At 67.9% G+C, this 21,826-nt stretch carries 19 protein-coding genes; 12 read left to right on the top strand and 7 right to left on the bottom strand.

Annotated elements, in window-relative coordinates; translation table 11 throughout:
- Positions 1-16: 16 nt before the first annotated feature.
- Positions 17-967 carry a LysR family transcriptional regulator gene (locus tag G8760_RS26335; protein WP_166355825.1) on the bottom strand — a complete coding sequence of 317 codons (951 nt, stop codon included), beginning with the start codon at positions 965-967 and terminating at the stop codon, positions 17-19.
- Positions 968-1,095: 128 nt separating this feature from the next.
- Between G8760_RS26335 and G8760_RS26330 the strand changes: the two genes are divergently transcribed.
- Positions 1,096-2,358, top strand: coding sequence for a pyridoxal phosphate-dependent aminotransferase (locus tag G8760_RS26330; protein ID WP_166355824.1), 1,263 nt, complete (start codon positions 1,096-1,098; stop codon positions 2,356-2,358).
- Positions 2,359-2,389: 31 nt separating this feature from the next.
- Here the strand turns inward: G8760_RS26330 and G8760_RS26325 are convergent, their stop codons facing one another.
- On the bottom strand, positions 2,390-2,971 hold the full coding sequence (locus tag G8760_RS26325; protein ID WP_166355823.1) for a TetR/AcrR family transcriptional regulator: 582 nt from the start codon (positions 2,969-2,971) through the stop codon (positions 2,390-2,392).
- 87 nt (positions 2,972-3,058) lie between these two features.
- Here G8760_RS26325 and G8760_RS26320 point away from each other — a divergent pair, with 87 nt between their 5' ends.
- Positions 3,059-3,742, top strand: a complete 684-nt coding sequence (locus tag G8760_RS26320; protein WP_166355822.1) for a GAF and ANTAR domain-containing protein — start codon at positions 3,059-3,061, stop codon at positions 3,740-3,742.
- Positions 3,743-4,094: 352 nt separating this feature from the next.
- Entirely contained in the window at positions 4,095-5,033 is a 939-nt protein-coding gene (locus tag G8760_RS26315; RefSeq protein WP_166355821.1) for a hypothetical protein, read from the top strand.
- On the opposite strand, the gene G8760_RS26310 is transcribed toward G8760_RS26315, so the two are convergent.
- A complete protein-coding gene (locus tag G8760_RS26310) occupies positions 4,963-5,655 on the bottom strand; it encodes a GAF and ANTAR domain-containing protein (RefSeq protein ID WP_166355820.1) in 693 nt (230 codons plus the stop codon). The genes G8760_RS26315 and G8760_RS26310 overlap by 71 nt on opposite strands.
- Positions 5,656-5,942: 287 nt before the next feature.
- Between G8760_RS26310 and G8760_RS26305 the strand changes: the two genes are divergently transcribed.
- The 6 genes from G8760_RS26305 to G8760_RS26280 all read left to right on the top strand — a co-directional run bounded on the left by G8760_RS26305 (position 5,943) and on the right by G8760_RS26280 (position 11,265).
- On the top strand, positions 5,943-6,908 hold the full coding sequence (locus tag G8760_RS26305; protein ID WP_166355819.1) for an ABC transporter ATP-binding protein: 966 nt from the start codon (positions 5,943-5,945) through the stop codon (positions 6,906-6,908).
- Positions 6,909-6,913: 5 nt separating this feature from the next.
- Positions 6,914-7,750 carry an ABC transporter permease gene (locus tag G8760_RS26300; protein ID WP_166355818.1) on the top strand — a complete coding sequence of 279 codons (837 nt, stop codon included), beginning with the start codon at positions 6,914-6,916 and terminating at the stop codon, positions 7,748-7,750.
- Positions 7,751-7,780: 30 nt separating this feature from the next.
- Entirely contained in the window at positions 7,781-8,698 is a 918-nt protein-coding gene (locus tag G8760_RS26295) for an ABC transporter ATP-binding protein (RefSeq protein ID WP_211199014.1), read from the top strand.
- Positions 8,682-9,590 (top strand): ABC transporter permease, encoded by a 909-nt coding sequence (locus G8760_RS26290; RefSeq protein WP_166355817.1) that lies wholly within the window; start codon positions 8,682-8,684, stop codon positions 9,588-9,590. Before G8760_RS26295 ends, G8760_RS26290 begins: the two co-directional genes overlap by 17 nt.
- Positions 9,590-10,507 carry an ATP-binding cassette domain-containing protein gene (locus G8760_RS26285; protein ID WP_166355816.1) on the top strand — a complete coding sequence of 306 codons (918 nt, stop codon included), beginning with the start codon at positions 9,590-9,592 and terminating at the stop codon, positions 10,505-10,507. Before G8760_RS26290 ends, G8760_RS26285 begins: the two co-directional genes overlap by 1 nt.
- A 77-nt stretch (positions 10,508-10,584) precedes the next feature.
- Positions 10,585-11,265, top strand: coding sequence for an ABC transporter permease (locus G8760_RS26280; RefSeq protein ID WP_166355875.1), 681 nt, complete (start codon positions 10,585-10,587; stop codon positions 11,263-11,265).
- Here the strand turns inward: G8760_RS26280 and ald are convergent.
- Entirely contained in the window at positions 11,249-12,373 is a 1,125-nt protein-coding gene (gene ald / locus G8760_RS26275; RefSeq protein WP_166355815.1) for an alanine dehydrogenase, read from the bottom strand. The two genes, G8760_RS26280 and ald, sit on opposite strands and share 17 nt — an antisense overlap.
- A 145-nt stretch (positions 12,374-12,518) precedes the next feature.
- On the opposite strand from ald, the gene G8760_RS26270 reads away from it, so the two are divergent.
- From G8760_RS26270 to G8760_RS26260, 3 genes are all read left to right on the top strand, one after another.
- Positions 12,519-14,156 carry a PucR family transcriptional regulator gene (locus tag G8760_RS26270; protein ID WP_166355814.1) on the top strand — a complete coding sequence of 546 codons (1,638 nt, stop codon included), beginning with the start codon at positions 12,519-12,521 and terminating at the stop codon, positions 14,154-14,156.
- A 188-nt stretch (positions 14,157-14,344) separates the two neighbouring features.
- Positions 14,345-17,485: a S8 family peptidase gene (locus G8760_RS26265; protein WP_166355813.1), complete on the top strand. Its 3,141-nt coding sequence runs from the start codon at positions 14,345-14,347 to the stop codon at positions 17,483-17,485.
- Positions 17,486-17,603: 118 nt separating this feature from the next.
- Positions 17,604-18,176, top strand: coding sequence for a hypothetical protein (locus tag G8760_RS26260; protein ID WP_166355812.1), 573 nt, complete (start codon positions 17,604-17,606; stop codon positions 18,174-18,176).
- A 32-nt stretch (positions 18,177-18,208) separates the two neighbouring features.
- On the opposite strand, the gene G8760_RS26255 is transcribed toward G8760_RS26260, so the two are convergent.
- The 3 genes from G8760_RS26255 to G8760_RS26245 form a co-directional block, all read right to left on the bottom strand.
- Positions 18,209-19,813 (bottom strand): BCCT family transporter, encoded by a 1,605-nt coding sequence (locus G8760_RS26255; RefSeq protein ID WP_166355811.1) that lies wholly within the window; start codon positions 19,811-19,813, stop codon positions 18,209-18,211.
- Positions 19,814-19,913: 100 nt separating this feature from the next.
- Complete coding sequence (locus tag G8760_RS26250; protein ID WP_166355810.1) at positions 19,914-20,786, bottom strand: ABC transporter permease; 873 nt, start codon at positions 20,784-20,786, stop codon at positions 19,914-19,916.
- Positions 20,783-21,805: an ABC transporter permease gene (locus tag G8760_RS26245; RefSeq protein WP_166355809.1), complete on the bottom strand. Its 1,023-nt coding sequence runs from the start codon at positions 21,803-21,805 to the stop codon at positions 20,783-20,785. Before G8760_RS26245 ends, G8760_RS26250 begins: the two co-directional genes overlap by 4 nt.
- Between the last annotated feature and the right edge of the window lie 21 nt (positions 21,806-21,826).

Below are 21,826 nucleotides of genomic sequence, written 5' to 3'. Positions count from 1 at the left end.
CGGTGCCCCGGCCACGTCAGCTCGCGTCTCGTACCGCCCCCAGCAGCGACCCGAGTTCCTGCTGGACCTTCTGGGCGGCACCGGTGAGCACGTGAAGCGTGAACGCGACCGACGGGCGGCGCAGGCTGGCGGTGCGGGCCACGGCGTAGATCTCGCGGACCGGCGCGTCGTCGGGAACCCGCCGGAATCGCACTCCGGCGGTACCAAGTGTGAGGACCAACGACGGCACCGCCGCGATGCCCATACCCCGCGCCACGAGGCTGAGGATGGTGCCCTGGCCCTCGAACTCCCACGCCGCCGCCGGTGCACCACCAGCCGGGGCGAGCAGACGTTCGACACCCTCGCGGGATGGCTCGCCGTTCGGGGCGACGATCCACACGTCGGCCAGCAGGTCAGCCAGTTCAACCGGTTGCGCCGGATCGGCCATGGGATGCCGTTTGGGCACTGCCAACACCATCGGGTCGCGCAGCAGGTGGTAATGCTGCAGGCGACCACCCTGGGTGTCCGGAACCCCTCCTGACCAGCGTTCGACGATGGCGACATCGGCATCGCCGGCGCTGACCCGACGCAACCCCTCCGCACCGGCCGCCTGGCGCAGGACCAGTTGCAGCCGACGATACGGCCGCACGCCGGCAGCCAGCTTCGGTGCGAAGGCGACCGCAGCGGTCGGGAAGGCAGTGACGGTCACCTGCCCGGACACATCACCCGCACTTGCGGCCAAGGCGGCCTCTGCCGCCTCGACGACGGACAGGATCTTCTCGGCATGCTCGACCAGCAGCCGGCCGGCGTCGGTGAGCTCCGCGCTGCGGGCGCTTCGGTCGAGCAAGGGGGTGCCCACTTCCCGTTCGAGAGTGGACAGCTGCTGCGACACCGCGGAGGCGGTATAGCCGAGCGTGTGGGCAGTGGCCGCGATAGTGCCGTGCCGGGCGAACTCGCGCAAGACCAGGAGACGGTGCATATCGAGCATAAGTTGAGCTTATTCTATACCCAAAAAACATTCGCTTGTTTCGATGCTCAGATACATTCATGCTGGATGGCAGAGGGCTTGAACAGCCCAGACAACAAGAACACATGCCATCAAATGGAGCACATTTCATGTCCGTCCCGGTCTCGGCGACACTGGCCATCAACGAAGCACTGACCGAGCGGCAGCGAGCCGGCCTTCCCGTCCTCCCTCTCGGCTTCGGCGAAGCCGGCCTTCCAGTACACCCAGGTCTACGCGACGCGCTCGCCACCGAGGGACACCGCAACGGCTATGGCCCGGTAGCCGGGCTGGCCGGGCTCCGCGATGCCGCCGCCGGCTACTGGGCGCGGCGGGGGCTGCCCACCGATCCGGACGCCGTCGTTGCCGGGCCGGGCAGCAAACCACTGCTCTACAGCCTCCTACACAGCGTCGGGGGCGACGTCGTCGTCGCGGCGCCCAGTTGGGTGAGCTACGCCACCCAGGCCCAGCTCACCGGCCATACACCCCTCCACGTGCCCGTGGCACCCGGCGAGGGTGGCGTTCCCCAGCCGGATCTCCTGGAGACGACGGTGGTGCAGGCCCGGCGGCTCGGCCGCACTGTGCGAGCAGTCGTTGTCACCACCCCCGACAACCCCACGGGCACGGTGCCGTCCTTGGCCACCGTCCAGCGACTCGCCGAGGTCGCACGCCAGCTAGATCTCGTCATCATCTCCGACGAGATCTACCGCGATCTGGTCCACGACCCCGATACCGTCGTCCACAGCCCGGCCGAGTTCGCACCAGAGCGCACGGTGGTCACCACCGGCCTCAGCAAGAACCTGGCCCTCGGCGGCTGGCGAATGGGCCTGGCCCGCTTCCCTGACGGCCCGGCCGGGCGTGCCCTATTAGCAGCCGTGGTGGGCGTAGCGAGCGAGATCTGGTCCAGTCCGGCCGCACCGATCCAACACGCCGCCACGTATGCCCTCACCGAGCCACCGGAGCTGACCGAACGGATCCAGCACAGCCGCCGGCTCCACGGCAGTGTCGCAAGGGCGGTCGCCGGCCGGCTCACGGCGGCCGGGGCAACTGTGCCGACACCGCGCGCCGCCTTCTACGTCTACCCGGATTTCGAACCGCTCGCTCCTCGCCTCGCCAACCGTGACGTGACCACCGGCCCAGAACTGAGCGCCCACCTCCTACAGCACTACGGGATGGGCACCGTCGCGGCCAGCGAGTTCGAGGGCGGTGACAAGGCACTGCGGCTGCGCCTGGCCACCAGCATGCTGTACGGCCACACCGACGACGAACGGCTGGCCGCACTCGCCGCACCGGAGCCAACCGAACTGCCATGGATCCGCGCACATCTCGACCGTCTCGACGACATCCTCGACGACCTGCTCGGTGAGCTCAGCTGAACCGGCCCGAGAACCTCTCAGGCCCCCCTCGTCAGCGGTGCCGTTCGATCAGCGCCTCCGCCATGGACCGGGCTCGACCAGCGGCTGCCGTGTCGCCTTCCATGGCGGACATGATCGATCCCTTCATGAGAATGTGCCAGGACCGCGCGAACTCCTCCGGCCGCGCCAGGCCGGCCTGCTCGGCCCGCTCTCGCACGATGGCGCGGATGTTCTCGAGATAGTCGATACATGAGCGACCCGCCGGGTGATCGGGGCCAACCTCGACGAGGATGTTGATGAACGCACAACCCTCGAAGTCGGGGCGCTCGAACCACTCCTGGAACACGTCGAAGATGGCCAGCAGCCGCTCCACCGGGGTAGACCCGCGTCGTTCGGAGCCTTCCTTCACCAGCTCGACGGTCCATTTCCGCTCTCTGCGCGCGAGAAATGCCAACACGAGCCGTTCCTTGCTGGGAAAGTGCCGATAGAAGGTGGCCTTGGCGACGTTCGCCGTGGAGATAACCTCGTCCACCCCGACGTCTCTCAAACCACGCTGCGAGAACAGCTGATAGGCGGCCGACAAGACTCGCTCTCTCGCGTCGGTCGCCGCGCCCTCGGCTGCCCTCTCACCCATGGGCCACCAAGTCTACGAGGTTGACAGACGATCATGTCTACGTTAGACAGACAGAACTGTCTGTCTACACGATCCGAGGTGTGCCTGGTGCACCACTCGTTGTCGGTCGAGCTTGCCACTCTGGCGCGCGAGCTGCACTCTGACCTGGACGTCACGGAAACCGTCGAGACGATCTTGCAGCATACGCCCACCATCACGGGCTGCTCACAGGCCAGCATCATGCTGGGCGACGAGCGCCCCCGCCAGGTGGCCTCGGCGACGGATGCCCGAGCCGAGCGCGCCGACCGGTACCAGCTACAGCTCGGCGAAGGGCCCGCCGTCGCGGTGATGTCCCGCCACGAACCCGTCGTCGTCCGCGATATCCCGGCCGACCCGCGGTGGAGCCGTTGGACCAGCGAGGCGGCACGCATGGGGCTGCGCGGCGTGCTCTCGGTCCGGCTCGGCACCGAACGCACCACCCTCGGTGCCCTGACCTTGTACTCCTCGGAGTCGGGCTGGTTCGGGCCGGACCACGTGGCCTCGGCCAACCTCTGCGCCCGGCTCGCGTCCGTCGCTGTTGCGTCCACCCAACGCATCTCGGTCCTGCGACGTGCGGTCGACGATCGAACGGTGATCGGACAGGCTCAAGGGGTCCTCCAAGCCCGGCACGGTATCGACGCCGAACGTGCGTTCACCATGCTTCTCGCCTACGCCCGGACGCACCGTATCGAGGTGAGCGACGCCGCTGAGGCCGTGGTGTCGGGCCGGGTCGCCCCCGGCGGCTACCGCTAAGAACCCGCGCGAATCGGGGCGCAGGATAGCGAGCGGGGTCGGGCGCATGGACGGCATACCCGAACCAGCGTCCGGTCAGCACGTTCCGGCGGCGCGGTTCGGCCACCAGGCGGCGTGCACACGACTGCACTGGCCCCGCCAGCCAGTCGAGCGTCCGGGCTGTCTCGACCCGCCTGGTGGCACGGACCAGCCAGGGTGACCGGGGCGGCTCGTCGGTGCTCTGCCACTGCCGGGTGGGCTTCGTTGTCGGTACGGTCATCCCTGATCGATACCCGCCGGCGGACAAGACATCCGGCGGACAAGACATGCTGGACTCGTCAAGGGACCGGCACGAGGAGAGCGAGGCGCGCCCATGGATGTCGACGCGGCGGCGGCACAGGTGTATGGCGCACCACTCGACGAGTTCGTCATCTCCCGTGACACTCTCGCCCACCAGGCCACCGACCGGGACACTGCCGCACGGATCCGCGGCTTGCGTAAACCGACCGTCGCGGCCTGGCTGGTCAACCAGCTTGCCCGCCGCTACCCGGACCAGCTGGGCACATTACCCGAGCTAGGTGCGGAGATGCGGGCGGCCACGGCCAGCCGTGACGGTCGCCGATTGCGTGAACTGAGCGCAGAAGGCCGCACCCTGGTAGGCGAGCTGACCCGGCATGCCCGGCGGCTGGCCGACGAGGCCGGGCAAGCGGCCAGTACGAGCGCCATCGAGTCCCTCGAGACCACACTGCACACGGCCATGGCTCATCCGGAGGCGGCTCAGGTGGTGTTGGCCGGACGGCTGACCAAACCTCTGGGACATGCGGGCTTCGGCTCGGCCGACGCGCTCGGCCGGACCGACCCGGCCCCGGCCCGCCAGTTGGCGCACAGGTCGGCGGCACGTCCGCCAGGCGACACCACGGTTGACGGGCCCGACCTCGCGGCCGCCCGCGAGGCTGCGCAGGCACTGATCGAGCAGCGCGTCGGCGACCACGATGCCGCCGTACGCGAGGTTGCGGCCGCCCGGGCCGCGCTCTCCTCCCAGCGAGACGCCCTGGACCAGGCGATACGTGAGCTAGACGACGCCGAGAGCCAGGTTCAACGTCTTCAGCGGGAGTTGGCCGCGGCACAAGGCCGGGCCACCAAAGCCCAGGACATGAGGAACGCCGCGCAGGCGGCTGCCGAACGGGCCGAACGCGACGTGGCCGTGGCTGAGGATGAACTCGACGAGGCCAGCGCCGCGCTCACCGAGGCTCGCGCGGCGGCGGCAGCTGCCGCGTCTCCACCACCAGCTCAGCCACCTCGCGGAGCTTGACGTTGTGCTGTTGTGAGTAACGACGCAGCACCTGAAACGCGCGGTCGGCGTCCAAGCCGTGCCGCTCCATCAAGATCCCTTGGGCCAGACCGATCAGATGCCGCGCGCCGATCGCCTCACGCAGCCCGGCTTCTTCTCGCGACGCCGCCAAGGCCACCGATGCGTGCCGACCGAAGATATCGGCGACGTCGACGTCGTCGTCGGTGAACGTCTTCAGTTGTTCGCCATAGAGGTTCAGCGCGCCGATGGTCTGCTGAGGTGTGAACAACCTGACCGCCAGGAGGCTGCAGAGCCCGAGATCGGCCGCCTTGGGCCCCCAGGTGGGCCATCGGGGATCGCTGCTGGTGTCGTCGACCCGAAAGATGTCGTGATCCCACATGGCCTGCAAGCATGGGCCCTCGCCGATGTCCATCTGCAGCCGATCCGCCTCCGCCACCCGAGAGTGCGTGGCGAAGGCCGTCTCGATGCGGCCCCGAGCACGCAGCAACATCACCCCGGCTTCGTCACACCCAGTGGCGTCCTGCGCGTATTCCACGATTCGTTCAAGAGTGCGTTCAACGTTCGCCTGCTGGTGGAGTTCTAGCGCGATATCCGCGAACAGGTCAGCATCAGGTTCGTCCATGGGCTTCCGTCCCGTCGTGCTGGCTCGTCCGCACGGCTGGTGGACGTGGCCCCAAGTAACGCCATATGGCGTTGCCTACTCAACAGTACCCGCGCCCAGAGCACTCCCCCCGGCCATCACCGTCGCCGGCATCCGGGCAGACCCGGAGATGTCCCTGATCCCAGCCCTGGACTGCCCCTTGAAGGGGTTATCGCCGCAGTTGCGGCGCCCTACTGTGAGGAACGGCCAGAACGACATCTCGGAGCACACGAGTGTCACTTCACACACCGAACTCCAAGGACACAACCATGATCACTGCACGCGGTCTCACGAAACGCTACGGGGACACCACCGCGGTTGACACGATCGACTTCACGGTGGCTCCCGGCACCGTCACCGGCTTCCTGGGCCCCAACGGTGCGGGGAAATCGACCACCATGCGGATGGTGCTCGGGCTGGATCGGCCCAGCGCGGGATCGGTGACGGTGAACGGCCGCAGCTACCGGGACCACCCGGCACCACTGCGCGAGGTGGGAGCCCTCCTAGAGGCGAAGGCCATTCACGGCGGGCGCAGCGCGTACCACCACCTGCTCTGGCTGGCGAAGAGCAACGGGATCCCTCGTCGACGCGTCGACGAGGTCATCGGCCTGGTCGGTCTCGACGAGGTCGCCGGTCAACGTGCCGGGACGTTTTCCCTGGGCATGGGCCAGCGGCTCGGGATCGCCGCGGCGCTGCTCGGTGACCCTGACGTTCTGTTGTTCGACGAACCGGTCAACGGGCTCGACCCGGAGGGTATCCGGTGGATCCGTACCTTGATCCGCAACCTGGCCGCGGACGGACGCACCGTCTTCGTGTCCAGCCACCTGATGTCGGAGATGGCCCTGACCGCCGACCACTTGCTCGTGGTCGGACGCGGGCGGATCCTGGCCGACACGAGCATGGCCGGCTTCATCGCCGAGAACTCCACCGAGCACGTGTACGTGCGGTCTCCGCACGGCGCCCGGCTGACCGAGGAGCTCCGTGCCGCCGGATGGCGTGTGGAAGCCACCGACGACGGTGGACTCGCGGTCTACGGTGCCGACCTCGAACAGGTGGGTGCGATGGCCGGTTCACACGGCCTGCACCTGTACGAGTTGCGCAAGATCCAGGCCTCCCTAGAGGAAGCCTTCATGCGTCTGACCGCCGAGAGCGTCGAGTTCCACGCCGGCGTCCCGACCGTGCCGGAGCCCGCCGCTGCCGAGGCCACCACCCATCTGACCCCCGCCGGAGTGTGACCATCATGACCACAGCACTCGCACAGCGACCCGATATCGCTGAGCAACCCCAAACCCGGCCACCGGAGCAGCCGCGGATGCGGTTCCGCCACGTCCTCGATGCCGAATGGACGAAGATCCGCACGGTTCGTTCGACGGCCTGGACGCTGGCCGCACTCGTGGTCCTGAGCGTCGGGCTGACCGCGCTGGTGTGCTTGGCCGCCGCCGCCGAGCTAGCCGACAGTACCCTTGATGAGCCGGTCGGTGCGTTCGTCCTCTGGGGCCTCATCGTCGGCCAACTGGCCGCACTGGTGCTCGGCATCCTGGCCGCGAGCGCCGAATACTCGAGCGGCATGATCCGCACCACCCTCGCCGCGGTGCCGCGGCGCCGGTCCGTGGTCGCGGCGAAAGCGCTGGTCCTCGGAGCGATGCTCCTGGTGCTCGGCACCGTCACCGCGGCCATCAGCTACCTCGTCGGCAACAGCATCCTCGACCGCCAGGGTGTCGGGCTCGCCCTCGACGATCCGGGGGTGCTGCGCGCTATCACCGGCGCTGGGTTGTATCTGTCCGTGCTGGCCATCTTCGGCTTAGCTCTGGGGTTGCTGATCCGGCACACCGCGGGCGCGGTGACGGTCGGCATCGCCATCATCTTCGTCGCCAGCCCCCTGGTGGATCTACTGCCGGGAGCGTTCGGGGAGTGGCTGAACAAGCTCATGCCGGGCAACGCCGGTGGCAGCATCGCGATGGTGGAATCGTTCGACCCCAATCTCCTGGATCCTTGGGTCGGCTTCGCGGTGTTCACCGCCGAGACCGGGCTGTTGCTGGCGCTGGCCTGGTGGTTGTTCGCGCGGCGCGACGCCTGATCCGGGACGCTGAGGATAGGCTTGGGCGCCGTGTCCGTGATCGCGACCAACGAGCTCACCAAACGGTATCCCGGCGTCACCGCCCTGGATCGCCTCACCGTCGAGGTCCAGCCGGGGGTGGTCGGGTTGGTCGGCGCCAATGGTGCCGGCAAGTCCACCCTGATCAAGATTCTGCTGGGCCTCACCGAGGCGACGTCGGGCCGGTGCGCCGTACTCGGGATCGACACCGCCACCGACGGGTGGCGGGTGCGGGAACAGGTCGGCTACATGCCCGAACACGATTGCCTGCCGGCCGACGTGTCCGCGACGGAGTTCGTCGTCCACATGGCCAGAATGTCCGGGCTGCCAGCCGACGCCGCTCGGGAACGCACCGCCGACACCCTGCGCCACGTTGGTCTCTACGAGGAACGCTACCGGTCGATCGGGGGCTACTCGACCGGCATGAAGCAGCGGGTGAAGCTCGCCCAGGCACTCGTGCACGACCCCCGGCTGGTGCTGCTCGACGAACCCACCAACGGCCTCGACCCGAGCGGCCGGGACGAGATGCTGGAGCTGATCCGCAGAATCCACACCGATTTCGGCATCTCCGTCCTCGTCACGTCACACCTGCTCGGAGAGCTCGAACGGATCTGCGACCACGTCGTCATCATCGACGCGGGCGTGCTCCTGCGCTCGTCGGCGACGACGGAGTTCACTCAGGCCAGCCAGCAGCTGACACTCGAAGTCACCAGCGGCACCGACGAGGTCGCGCGGGCGCTGGCCGACGCGAGCCTCCAGGTGAGGCACGACGGCTCCGTCCTGGTCGTCGAGTTGGCCGGGGACGAGACGTACGACCTCGTCCGCGACGCCGTCGCCCGTGCCGGGACCGGATTGGTACGGCTGCAGCCCAGGCGGCACCGGATCGCGGATGTCTTCGAGGGGGAGGCCGACCATGACCCAGCCACCTGAGCAGGCGCCGGTAGGTGTCATCCACAACATCGGTTACCGCGGATACAGCGGGCCACGGCTGGGTCGCCAGGCGGTCACCCGCGCGCTGTTCACCCACAGTCTGCGGGGGATCTTCGGGCTGGGCCGGTCAGGCCGGTCGAAGGTGTTGCCGATGGGTATGTTCGCCATCATGTGCCTGCCGGCGCTCGTGCTGGCCGTGGTTACGGTGGTGGGGTCGAATCAAGGTGTGATCACTCGGCCACCACTGGCGTACACCAGCTACGCGATGGTGACCCAGGCGGTCATCGCGATCTTCTTAGCCGCGCAAGCACCCCAGGCGGTCTCACTGGACGTCCGCTACGCCACCCTTCCCCTGTATTTCTCCCGGCCACTCGAGCGGACCGATTACGTCGCCGCCAAGTACGCGGCGCTGAGTACGGCCTTGTTCATCCTCCTGTCCGTCCCGATCGTCATCATGTACACGGGGACCCTCCTGGCCGAGCTGCCCGTGGCCGAATACAGCAGCGACGCGCTCGCCGCGCTGGCCGGCGCGGTGGTATACGCGTTGGTCCTCGCCGGCCTCGGCCTACTGATCGCGTCGGTCACCGCCCGGCGTGGCTTCGGCGTCGCGGCTATCATCACCGTCCTGGCCCTCAGCTATACCCTCACCTCCGCCATGCAGGGGTTGTTCGGCCATGGCCAAGACAACATGACAGCGGCCGGCTGGCTCGGTCTGCTCTCCCCGATGACGCTGGTGGACGGCGTTCAGGTCTGGGCCTTCGACGCGCAGTCGTCGACCATCACCGGCCCCCCGGGCACCACGGGTGGCATCGTGTTCTGCCTCGTCACACTGGCCGTGATCGCCGGGAGTTACCGGCTGCTGCTGGCGCGATACCGGAGGGTTCGGCTCTGATGGCCACGTTGACGATAGACAGGGTGTCGCGATGGTTCGGCAACGTCGTAGCGGTCAACGACGTCACGATGACCATCCGGCCGGGTATCACCGGCTTACTCGGCCCCAACGGCGCCGGGAAGTCCACGCTGATCGCCATGCTGAGCGGGTTCCTCCCGCCATCCACCGGCGCCGTCACCCTCGACGAGACCCCCATCTGGGGAAACTCCGACATCTACCGCTCCATCGGCCTGGTGCCGGAACGCGAGGCCACGTTCGAGTACCTCACCGGGTGGGAGTTCGTCCTCGCCAACGCGCAGTTGCACGGCTTGGCCGACCCCGGTGGGGCCACCCGACGTGCGCTGGCCGCGGTCGACATGGAGGCACCGGCACAGCGACGGGTCGGTGAGTACTCGAAGGGCATGCGGCAGCGGGTGAAGATGGCTTCAGCCCTGGTCCACGACCCGTCGGTCCTCCTACTGGACGAACCGTTCAACGGCATGGACCCTCGCCAGCGCATGCAGCTGATGCGGTTGCTGCGCACCATGGGCGACGACGGCCGCACCGTGCTGTTCAGCTCGCACATCCTCGAAGAGGTCGAGCAGCTGGCCCAGCACATCGAGGTGATCGTCGCCGGTCGGCACGCGGCGTCGGGTGACTACCGCGAGATCCGCCGGCTGATGACCGACCGGCCGCATCAGTACCGGATCCGCTCCAGCGACGACCGCGGACTGGCAGCGGCCCTCATCGCCGATGGCAGTGTCGCCGGTGTGGCGCTCGACGGCACCGACGGCGGGCTCAATATCGAGACGACCGAGTTCCTCCGGTTCGCCGGCCTGCTACCACGGGTGGCCCGCGATGCCGAGATCAGCCTCTACGAGGTCAGTCCCGCGGACGAGTCGCTCGAAAGTGTCTTCTCCTACTTGATTCGACGGTAGGCGACCATGCACATCTCACGCCGAACCAGGAGGTCACCGCAGTGAACACAACCGTTGTCCGGCTCACCGCGCGGTCGATGCTGGGCGGGCGGCGGGTGCTTCTGCTGGCGGCGCTGGCCCTGCTTATCGTCGTCCTGGCCGTCCTGTTGCGGGTGTTCGCCGACATCGACCAAGGCGAGGCCGCCGCCCTTCTCCGGGCGGTGTCCCTCGGCACCCTCCTTCCGCTGTTCGGGCTGATCGTCGGCACTGGTGCGATCGGACCGGAGATCGACGACGGCTCGATCGTCTACTTGCTGGCCAAACCAATGTCCAGGGCGACGATCATCCACAGCAAACTCGTGGTGGCGGTAGCGGCGATGTTCACCTTCGCCGTGGTGCCGACCGTCCTCGCCGCTCTGATCATGGTTGGGGGCTCCGGGAGCCTCGCCGTCGCCCTCGGGGCCGGAGCGTTCGCCGCCGGCGCCGTCTACAGTGCGGTGTTCCTCCTGCTGGCCACCATCCTCCGGCAAGCCGTGATGCTCGGCCTCGTGTACGCGCTGGTCTGGGAGAGCCTGGTGGGCAGCGTCGTGCCGGGCGCCCGGGTGCTCAGCGTTCAACAATGGGCGTTGTCGGTGGCCGAGTCGATCGCCGCCCCGGGCCTGCTGTCGGCGGACGTCGCACTCGGAGTCGCGGTGGTGCTTCTGGTTGGTGCGTTCGCCGCTGCGACGTGGTATGCGGGCTGGCGGCTGGCCCGGTTCACCCTCACCGGGCCGGAGTGAGCACGTCCGCGACGTCGGTGTATGGATGGTCGAACGCGGCCGCCACCTGCTGATTGGTCAACGTGCCGGCGTGTGTGTTGAGACCGCCGGCCAGCGCCTGATCCCGCCGCAACGCCTCGTGCCAGCCGAGGTCGGCCAGCCGGACAGCGTAGGGCAACGTCGCGTTCGTCAGGGCCGACGTCGATGTCACCGGCACCGCGCCGGGCATGTTCGCGACGCAGTAATAGACAGCGTCGTGAACGGCGAACGTCGGGTCGTCGTGGGTGGTCGGCCGGGTGCCCTCGAAGCAGCCGCCCTGGTCGACGGCGATGTCCACGAGTACCGTCCCAGGCTTCATCCGAGCCACCATGTCCTTGGTGACCAGCCGCGGGGCCTGTGCACCGGGGATCAGCACGGCACCGATCACCAGGTCGGCATCCAGCACCGCCCGCTCGATCTCGAACGTGTTGGACACGACGGTGCGAACCCGACCGTTGTAGAGGGCGTCGGCGCGGCGGAGTCGGTCGATGTCGAGGTCGAGGAGGGTGACCTCGGCTCCCATCCCTACCGCCACGGAGGTTGCGTTCATACCGGCCACGCCGGCGCCGATGACCACCACCTCAGCGGCCCGAGTGCCCGGAACCCCGCCGGGCAGCACACCACGACCGCCCGCCGATTGCATCAGGTGATACGCCCCCACCTGCGGTGCCAGCCGGCCGGCGACCTCGCTCATCGGTGCCAGCAACGGCAATGAACCGTCCGACCGCTGCACGGTTTCGTAGGCGATTCCCGTCACCTCACGTTCCAGCAACGCGTCGGTGCACGACCGGGACGCGGCCAGGTGCAGGTATGTGAACAGCACCTGGCCGGCGCGCATGCGGTGGTACTCGGCCGGCACCGGCTCTTTGACCTTGAGGATCAGCTCACCTTCGGCCCATACCTCGTCAGCCGAGTCGACCACCTTGGCACCGGCCGCCAGGTAGTCGTCATCACTGACCGACGATCCGACGCCAGCGCCTCGCTCGACGTAGACGTCGTGGTTGTGGGTGGTCAGTTCACGCACTCCGGCGGGGGTGGCGGCGACTCGATACTCGTGGTTCTTCAGCTCACGCGGGATACCGATCTTCACGGCGGGTCCTTGCGGTCGGCTCGGCAGGGTCAGCGGATCAGGACTCGAACGCCCTGGTGACCATCAAAGGCCTTGCGCACACCCCAGCGGAACCGACATTCTGTTAATGGAAGCCCTGAGTTCACGACACTATGTCGGGAGTGCGATGTTGCCGACGGTGGCCGACGTGGTCGCCATGCCAGCTGTTCGCCGGGGTGGGCCCCGGGTGGTGGCGGGCGCCGGCGGTCTCAGCCGACGAGTGCGTTGGGTGCACTCCGCCGAGGTGTCCGATATCGCCCGGCTGCTACGAGGTGGCGATCTCGTCCTCACCACGGGCATCGCCCTGCCGTCCGACGACACCCGGCTGGCCGCGTACGTGGCCGACCTCGTCGCCGCCGGAGCGTCCGGCCTCATCGTCGAACTCGGCCGGCGTTGGAGCGATCAACTACCCACGGCCATGGTGGACGCCTGCGAGAAGGCCGGACTACCGCTGATCGCGTGGGCACGTGAGGTGCGGTTCGCCCGGGTCACCGAAGCCGTCGGGGAACTCGTCGTCGACGCCCAGCTCAGCGAGCTGCGGGCAGCCGAGCGGATCCATCGCACTTTCACCGCGCTCAGCGTGGCCGGCGCGGAGCCGGCCGAAATCCTCGCCGAAGTCCGCCGCATCTGTGGTTTACCCGTGGTCCTGGAGTCGACTCGCCATCACATCCTGGCCTTCGATGCCGGCGACGACGACGCTGGTGAATTGCTCGCCGGGTGGGAGCAGCGTTCCCGGGCGGTGACTCCGGCCGAACGCACCGCGTATGACGAGGCAGCCGGCTGGCTGGTGACGGTTGTTGGAGCCCGGGGGGACGACTGGGGCCGACTGATCCTGCCCTGCCCCGAACCCCCGCCACATCACCTTGTAGTCCTGGCCGAACGTGGCGCATCGACGCTGGCGTTGCAACGGCTGGCCGCCCGCGACCGCGAGAGCCTCGAGCGACAGACCCACCGGACCCTGCTCACCGCGCTGGCCGCTGGGGGCACCCCCACCCGCGAACTGCTGACCAGGTGCCCAGCGGCCGGACTCCCGCTGACCGGCCGGCTCCTCGTCGGCCTCGTGGCGGTACCCGCCGGTGTCGCCACCTCGACCCATCACGTCCTGGCCACCGAGGAGCGGCTGCGTGACCTGACCGAGATCACGGCCAGCACGCTCCGGGCCGCCGGGACCGCCGCGCTCGTCGCCGTCATCGACGACGACGCCGTCTTGGCCCTACTCTCCCTGCCAACCAGCGTCGATCCGATCTCCACCGTCGATCACCTGGCCGGACTGATCCACCGCGCCGCGCAGGCCGCCCCGCGCCCCCTGCCCATTCTGGTCGCCGCTGGCGCTGCCGTCGGCCACGTCCCGTCCGTGCGGCGCACCCTCAGCGAGGCTCGCCATGTCGCTTCCGCGGCCCTCCGGACCCCGGGTGCCGGCCAAGTCAGCTGCCACCGCCTGGAGAACGTCCGGCTGCGTGGGCTCATTCAACTCCTTCGCGACGACGATCGTCTCGCGGCCTTCGCCGAACGAGAACTGGCGCCGCTGGTGGCCCACGACGAGGAACACGGCACGTCGTTCATGGACATCCTGCGCGCACACGTGGAGCATGGCGGTCACAAGTCGCACGCCGCGGCCGCCGTTCACCTGTCCCGGCCGGCGTTCTACGAAAGGCTGGCCCGAATCGAGCAGATCCTGGGTATGGACGTCACCGCCCCGGAGTCGCTGACCTCGCTGCACGTGGCGCTGCTCGCCCGGGACGCACACGCGGTGGAATACGGCTGACGGCCCAGAAAGCCGTCCGTTCACCCGAGTACCGAACCGGACCTGATAGTCGATGTTATGACCCGTTCGCACTCTATGCAGGGGTGTGACACGGTGCTAACGTCACGTCACATCGACACGCGCCGGACGTAAGACGTTCTGTGCACACGGGGGAAAACCGAATAAACCGGCCCGGGAGGATCCCCGAGATGGTAAGAAAACTCGCGATCGCCGTCATTTCCCTCGGCTTGATCGCCGCTGGCACCTCGGCAGTGGTGGCCCAGGAACATCTGGAGCAGCCTGAACGCCCGTTCTCCGACCATTTCGGCGACCTCAAGCTCGACGAGCCGGTCACCGCGACCCGGTCCGAAGTAGAGAGCAAACTCGATCCCGCCCTGCTCGACGCCACCGGCACCGAACTAGTCAGCATCCAGCTCAGCGAGGAGCCCGTCGCGGTGGTCACGGCCGCGGATGCCACCCGCGCCGAGCGGCAGGCCCAGAAGGCTGCCGTAGAACGCCAGCAGGACGCCATCCTGCGCACGGTCACCAGCCGAGACGGCGCCGCCACCGAGGTCGCGTCCGTTTCGGATGCGCTGAACGCGGTGATGGTCGAAGTCGACGCCGACATCCTCGCGGAGTTGGCCGAAGACGACCGAGTGCTGTCGATCGCCCGGGTCATCGACTACGAGAAGACGCTGACCGACACCGTCCCCTACATCGGTGGACACGCCGTACACGATGCCGGCTTCGACGGCGAGGGGATCCGGGTAGCGGTGCTGGACTCCGGCGTCGACTACACCCATGCCAACCTCGGCGGCGAAGGCACCGTCGAGGCATACGAGGCCGCCTACGGCACCGACCCGGACGACCCCACCAACACCGAACGCAACGGGCTCTTCCCCACCGACAAGGTGGTCGAAGGCTACGATTTCGTCGGCGAGTTCTGGGTTGGCGGCGACCCGCCGGAGCAGCTCAACCCGAACCCCGACCCGATCGACGGGGAAGGCCACGGCACCAACGTCGCCGACATCGTGGGTGGGCTCGATGGTGTTGCTCCCGCCGTCGACCTCTACGCCGGCAAGGTCTGCGCCACCCTCGACAGCGCTTGCTCCGGCATCGCCCTGATGCAGTCCATGGACTGGGTGCTCGACCCGTACGGTACCGGCGACCCGAGCGACCCCGTCGACATCGTCAACATGTCCCTCGGCGCCTCGTACGGCCAGCACTTCGACAACCAGCTCTCGCAAGCGGTGGAGAACGTCGCCGGCCTCGGTGTTCTCGTGGTGGCATCGTCCGGGAACAGCTCGGACCGGCCGTTTATCACCGGTACCCCCGCGGCCGCGCCGTCGGCGTTGTCGGTAGCACAAACACACGTGCCAGCGGACCGGCTGCCCGTGCTCGACGTCCTCTCGCCCGAGGCGATCGCCGGTGAGTACGGCGCCATCTTCCAGCCGTGGTCAGCGCCGCTCGACGACGTCATCGAAGGACCCGTGCAGTACGGCGACGGCGCCGGGGGTAACCTCTTGGGCTGCGAACCCTTCGAGCCCGGCAGCCTGGAGGGCTACGTGGTGCTCGTCGACCGTGGCGACTGCAACTTCAGCCTCAAGATCAGCTACATCAGTCAGGCCGGCGGCCTGGCCGGCATCATCGGCTTGGTGACACCAGAAGCCCCGTTCACCGGCGGCGACGGCGGAGACCGCCCGATCGACATCCCTGGATTCATGATCGGCATGGAGGAGAACGCCGCTATCAAGAGCCACCTCGCCGACGGGGTGCAGGTCAGGTTCGACCCCAACGATGGCGCGCCGCTAGTGGGCCACGTCGTCGGCTCGTCGTCTCGTGGACCAACCATGGGATCGAACATCGTCAAACCGGAGATCGCCGCACCCGGCGCATCGGTGTCGGCCCTCGTCGGCACCGGAACCGGCACCCGGCCCTTCGGCGGGACGTCCGGGGCGGCCCCGATGGTGTCCGGCTCGGCGGCGCTGCTCATGCAGGCCTATCCGGAGCGAGACGCTATGCAGGTCAAGGCCAACCTCATCAACACCGGCGAGACCGAGATCCAGAACGCCCACGAACTGCTCGGGGGCGGGCTGGCGCCGATCAGCCGGATCGGTGGCGGTGAGGTCCGGGTCGACCGAGCCCTGGGGGCCGAAGCGGTCGCCTGGGTTCCCGAGCAGCACGGCGCGGTGCTCTCGTTCGGCTTCCGCGAAGTCCACGAGCGGCGGGTCACGTTGACCGAAACGGTCCAGGTCACCAACCTCTCCGACCGCAGGATGCGGTTCGACATCACACCCAGTTTCCGGTTCGCCGACGACGAGGCGTCGGGAGCGGTGACGGTCCGTGCGCCGGGTCAGGTGACCGTGCCGGCCGGGCGTTCCCGCGACGTCCGGGTGCGGTTGGACATCGACACCACCAAGCTGCCGGAGTGGAACCTCGGATCGGGCGCCCTGGGCGCCGACGGCGCCGCGCTCACGTCCATGGAGTCCGACGGCTACCTGACGTTCACCGAGTCCGGCGCCGACCACAACACCCTCCGCGTTCCGTGGCACGTGCTGCCGAGGCAGGCTGGCAACGTCCGCGAGACGTCGATCCGGGACACCCTCCGGCTACACAACCTCGGCTTCGGGGACGCACCGGTGGAGACGTACTCCCTGATCGGCAGCAGCCCGCAGCAGGAGACCGGTGGCCCGGGCCAGGGCATGCCCACGCCGGACCTCCGTCACCTCGGGGTGGCCACCTACCCGGTGCCAGCCGGGTTCTGTTCGGAGGACGAGTCTTTCCTGCTCGCGTTCGCGGTCAACACCTGGGAACGTCAGACTCACGCCAGCGCGCCGGCATCGTTCGAGCTGTGGCTCGACATCGACCAGAATGGCGACCCCGACTACGTCGTCGTGAACCGGGATCTGTCGTTCTCCGCGTTCAACGACGGCCGCAACGCCACCTTCGTGGTCGACCTGTCCACTAACCAGGCGGCCGCCTGGTTCCTCACCGACCACGACACCAACAGCGCCAACACGGTGCTGACGATCTGCGGTGAACAGATCGGGATGAACGCCGCCGACGCCGGCACCCCCATCGACCTGCGGGCGCTGGCGGTCGACACCTACTTCGGGGGGCCCGGTGACGAGATCGACGGCATCACGATCGCCCCGATGGGTGAGAGGTTCCTGGGTGTCTTCGGCGACGGCTCCGTGGGCTCGGGTGTGGTACCGGCCCGAGGCCGGGAGACGCTGGAGTACGTCGACAACGGACCGGGGCCGAATACCACGGAGACCGGCCTGCTGTTGATGTACCGGGGCGGCGCTCCGGGCCGCGGGGAGGCATCCGTGCTGGAGCTAGTCGACTGATCACCTACCCCATGATCATGAACACTTTGCCGGGCTATCGCCCGGCAAAGTGTTCATGATCATGGAAGGGGGGAACCGGCAGGGGCTACCCCGCCGTCTCACCGATATGAGAAGCGGCGTGTGTGTCACCGTTGCCCTGCTGGTGATCGGGCTGACCGGCTGCGGCGCTGACGATTCCAGTCCGGAGGCCGGTGTTCCCGGCACCGGCGGCCCGACCGAGCCCACCCACCCCCAACCCACCGAGGACACCGTGTCGCCCGACGAGAACGAACGGTCGCCGGCCCCTGACCCAACCACGCCGGACACCCCGGAGAACGACACCACACCCGACCCGGGCACCGGTCACCCCGATCCAACACCGCCGGATCGGCTGACCCCGGCTCCCACCGCGCCGCCGCCGGTCACCGGTGAAGTACCGGCCGAGTTCCTGGATGAGGTGATCGCCGACGCCGCGGGCCGGTCGGGTGTCGATGTCGGTGGCGTCACGGTAGTCCGCGCACAGGCGGTGCAGTGGCCGGACGGTTCACTCGGCTGCCCGGAGCCAGGTCAGATGTATACCCAGGCGATCGTCGACGGTTATTGGGTGGAGCTCGACGCCGGGGGCGAGGTGTTCGACTACCGGCTCAACGACCAGGGCATGGTCAAACTCTGCACGTCGCCCATGACACCACCGGGGGCCGACATCTCATGAACCGGATCCCCGGCCCGATCAGCGGTGCACCGTCACGGTGACCCCTGAACCCCGTCACGGAACGGGCTGCGTCGTTGCTCGTCTGGACACTCGGGCACCCTCTCGTGTGCGGGGTCGGTGAGAACCACTCGGTCGAGCGGCCACCGGTGGTCGTCGGCGTAGACCGCCCGGACGAGCCCGTAACACATCACGATCATCACCAGACTGAACGGCAACGCCGTCGTCACCGCCGCGGTGCGTAGTGCGTCGAGACCACTCGTCCCCGCCACCAGGAGAACCGCCGCGATCGCGCCTTCGAGGACTGCCCAGAAGACCCGCTGGATCTTCGGCGCATTGGTGTTGCCGCCCGAGGTCAGCATGTCGATGACCAGCGACGCCGAGTCGGACGACGTCACGAAGTACGTCGCCACCAGCAAGATCGCCAACACCGTCATGATCGACGTGAGCGGCAACTCCTCCAGCAGCCCGAACAGCGCCACCGCGGGATCGTCCGCCACCTGCTCGGACAAGAGGCCATCGGTGTCGCGGTCAGCGGCGAAGGCGTTGTTGCCGAAAACCCCCATCCAGGTGAACGTGAACCCCACCGGGACGAGCAAGACACCGAAGATGAACTCGCGGATGGTCCGGCCACGCGACACCCGGGCGATGAACAGGCCGACGAACGGTGCCCAACTGATCCACCATCCCCAGTAGAAGATGGTCCAGTCGGCCTGCCAGCCGCTCTGCTCCTGCGCGTCGGTCCACATGGTGGTCTCGGGCAACGTCTGTACGTAGTGCCCCACCTGTTGGACGACGCTCGACAGAACGTCGGTGGTGGGGCCGGCGAACAAGACGAACAGCAACAGGGCGAACCCGATGCACAGGTTGGTGACCGACAACCGCAGGATGCCCTTGTCCAAGCCGGCCATCAGCGACGCGACCGCGGCGAGGGTGATTCCGGCGATCAGCAGCACCTGCACGGTGGTGGACTGCTCGAGGATACCCAGACTGTCCAAGCCGGCGTTGACTTGCAGAATCCCGAAGCCGAGGGAGGTTGCGACGCCGAACATGGTGCCGAATACGGCGAAGATGTCGACCGCGTCACCCCAACGGCCATGGATCCGCTGGCCGAGGATCGGGTAGAGAGCGCTGCGGATGGACAGCGGCAGGCCGTGCCGGTAGGCGAAGTAGGCCAGCGCGAGTCCGACGACGATGTAGATGGCCCAGGCGTGCAGCCCCCAGTGGAAGAACGTGAACCGCATCGCCTCGGCTTCGGCCGCGGCGGTGCTCGGGTCGGCCATCGGGGGCTGGGCGAGGTGTGACAACGGCTCGGCGACCGCCCAGAAAACCAGACCGATGCCCATGCCGGCGGTGAACAGCATCGCGAACCAGGTGAGGTAGCTGTACTCCGGCCGGCTGTCCTGAGGGCCGAGACGGATCTTGCCGAACTTCGTCGCCCCCAGCCACACCACGAACACGAGGAACCCGGCGACGACGACGATGTAATACCACCCAAGTGACGACGCGATGCCGTCCTGGATGGCGTCGAAGACTCGGCCGAGCGCCTCCGTAGCCGTGATCCCCGCGATCAAGAACGCGACGATCACGATCACCGACGTCCCGAAGACCACCGGATTCGTCTGGAGTCGGAACCGCACCTGAGTTACCTCCCGATCGCTGCCTGGCCGGCGGCGCGCCAATCACGAGGAAACTACCAATACGATCACCACGGGCCACTGCGGGGTTGCGGCGTGGACATCACCGGCGACCACCCAAACGATCCTGAAGGGCATCACCCAGCAGATTGAAGGCGAGCACCGCCACCGAGATCGCCAGCCCCGGGAAGACGGTCGGCCACCAAGCCCGGAGCAGACTCGACAGGCCATCGCCGATCATTAGACCCCACTCGGGGGTGGGCGGCTGCGCGCCGAGACCGAGAAAACCCAGGCCAGCGGCGGTCAGGATGACAAAACCGACATCGACGGTGGCCAGGGCGACGAACGGCGGTAGCGCGTTCGGCCAGATGTAGCGGCGCACGATGCGCCACCATCCCGCGTCGATCATTCTGGCCGAGTCCACATACGCGTTCTCTTTGACCGAGAGGACCTGTCCACGGATCATCCGGGCGTACGGCGCCCACCATACGACGATCAGCGCCACAGTGGTGTTGGTCAGGCTCGGCCCCAGCGCTACGACCACCACCATGGGCAGCAAGATGCTGGGAAAGGCCATGAACACGTCGGTGGCCCGCATCAGGATCTCGTCGGTCCACCCGCCGCGCATTCCGGCGATGGTGCCCACCGCCGCCCCGAGCACAACGGCTACCGCAACCGTTACCACCGCGATAACCAGCGAGATGCGGGTGCCGTGCACCACCCGGCTCAGGATGTCGCGGCCGAAGTCGTCCGTGCCGAAGGGATGGGTCAACGAGGGCGACAACAGTTGCGCGGTCAGATCTTGCGCGGCCGGGTCGTGTGGCGCGATCCAATGCGGGAACAGCGCGAGCAGCACCACCAGGCCGAGCAGGACACCGCCCACGTACACCGCCCACGGTCGGCGGCGCCGCGCCGGGGCCAGCAGTTGACCGCCCCCCGCCGCCGGGAAGAGAACTCTGCGAACGGCACGTCTCATCGCAACCTGATCCTCGGGTCGAGCCTCGCGTATACAACGTCGACGAGCAGGTTCACGGTGATGAACACGACGGTGGCCAGCAACGTGACCCCGAGGACGGCGTTGTAGTCGAGGTAGTTGATCGAGTCGAACGCGTACTTTCCGATTCCGGGCCAGCCGAAGACCTGCTCCACCAGAACCGACCCGCCGAGCAGGAAACCGAACGACAGCCCACCAATGGACAGCACCGGAATCAGGGCGTTCTTGAGTGCGTGCAGACCAATCACCCGGCGCTCGGGGAGACCTTTGGCCCGCGCCGCCGCCACGTATGGCTGTTCAAGCACCTCTCGCATGCTCGATCGGGTGATCCGCACGACCCGCGGCAGGGTGACCAACGACAAACAACTCGCCGGCAACACGAGGTGCCACAACGCATTGCCGAACACCCGCAGGTTGCCGGCCAGCAGCGAGTCGAACACCAGGAGCCCCGTCCTCGACGGCACGGCGTTCGACATCAGCATCGCCCGGTCGAGCCGGCCGGATCCAGGCAACCAGCCCAGCTTGTAATAGAAGATCAACAGCCCTACCGTCGCCACCCAGAAGACCGGCAACGCGACCCCGGCCAGCGACACCACCCCGCTGATGTTGTCGGCGATACCACCGCGGCGCAGGGCTGCGGCCACACCCAGCGGGATCCCGACGACCGCCGTCAGCACCATGGCGGCGATGGCGAGCTCCAGCGTCGCCGGAAAGAAGTCGGCCAGATCCGCGCTTACCGATCGCCGGGAGACGATAGACGTGCCGAGATCCCCGCGGACCACCCTGGACAGGTACTCGACGTACTGCTCGAACAGCGGGCGGTCCAGCCCGAACTCGGCCCGCAACCGGGCGACCTGCTCGTCTGAGGCGTTGACACCCGCGATCAGCCGGGCCGGGTCGCCGGGCAGCACTCGCGACAGGAAGAACGTCACCAGCGAGATGGTGAGCAGGACGGGCACCAGCAACAGGAGTCGCCGCCCGGCGTAGCGGCTCAGGCTCATCGCCACCACCTGCTCCGGCTC

The organism is Phytoactinopolyspora limicola (assembly GCF_011320225.1).
GTDB classification, from domain to species: Bacteria; Actinomycetota; Actinomycetes; order Jiangellales; family Jiangellaceae; genus Phytoactinopolyspora; species Phytoactinopolyspora limicola.
The sequence above is the reverse complement of the archived record's forward strand: the minus strand, read 5'-3'. Positions and strand labels throughout refer to the sequence as shown.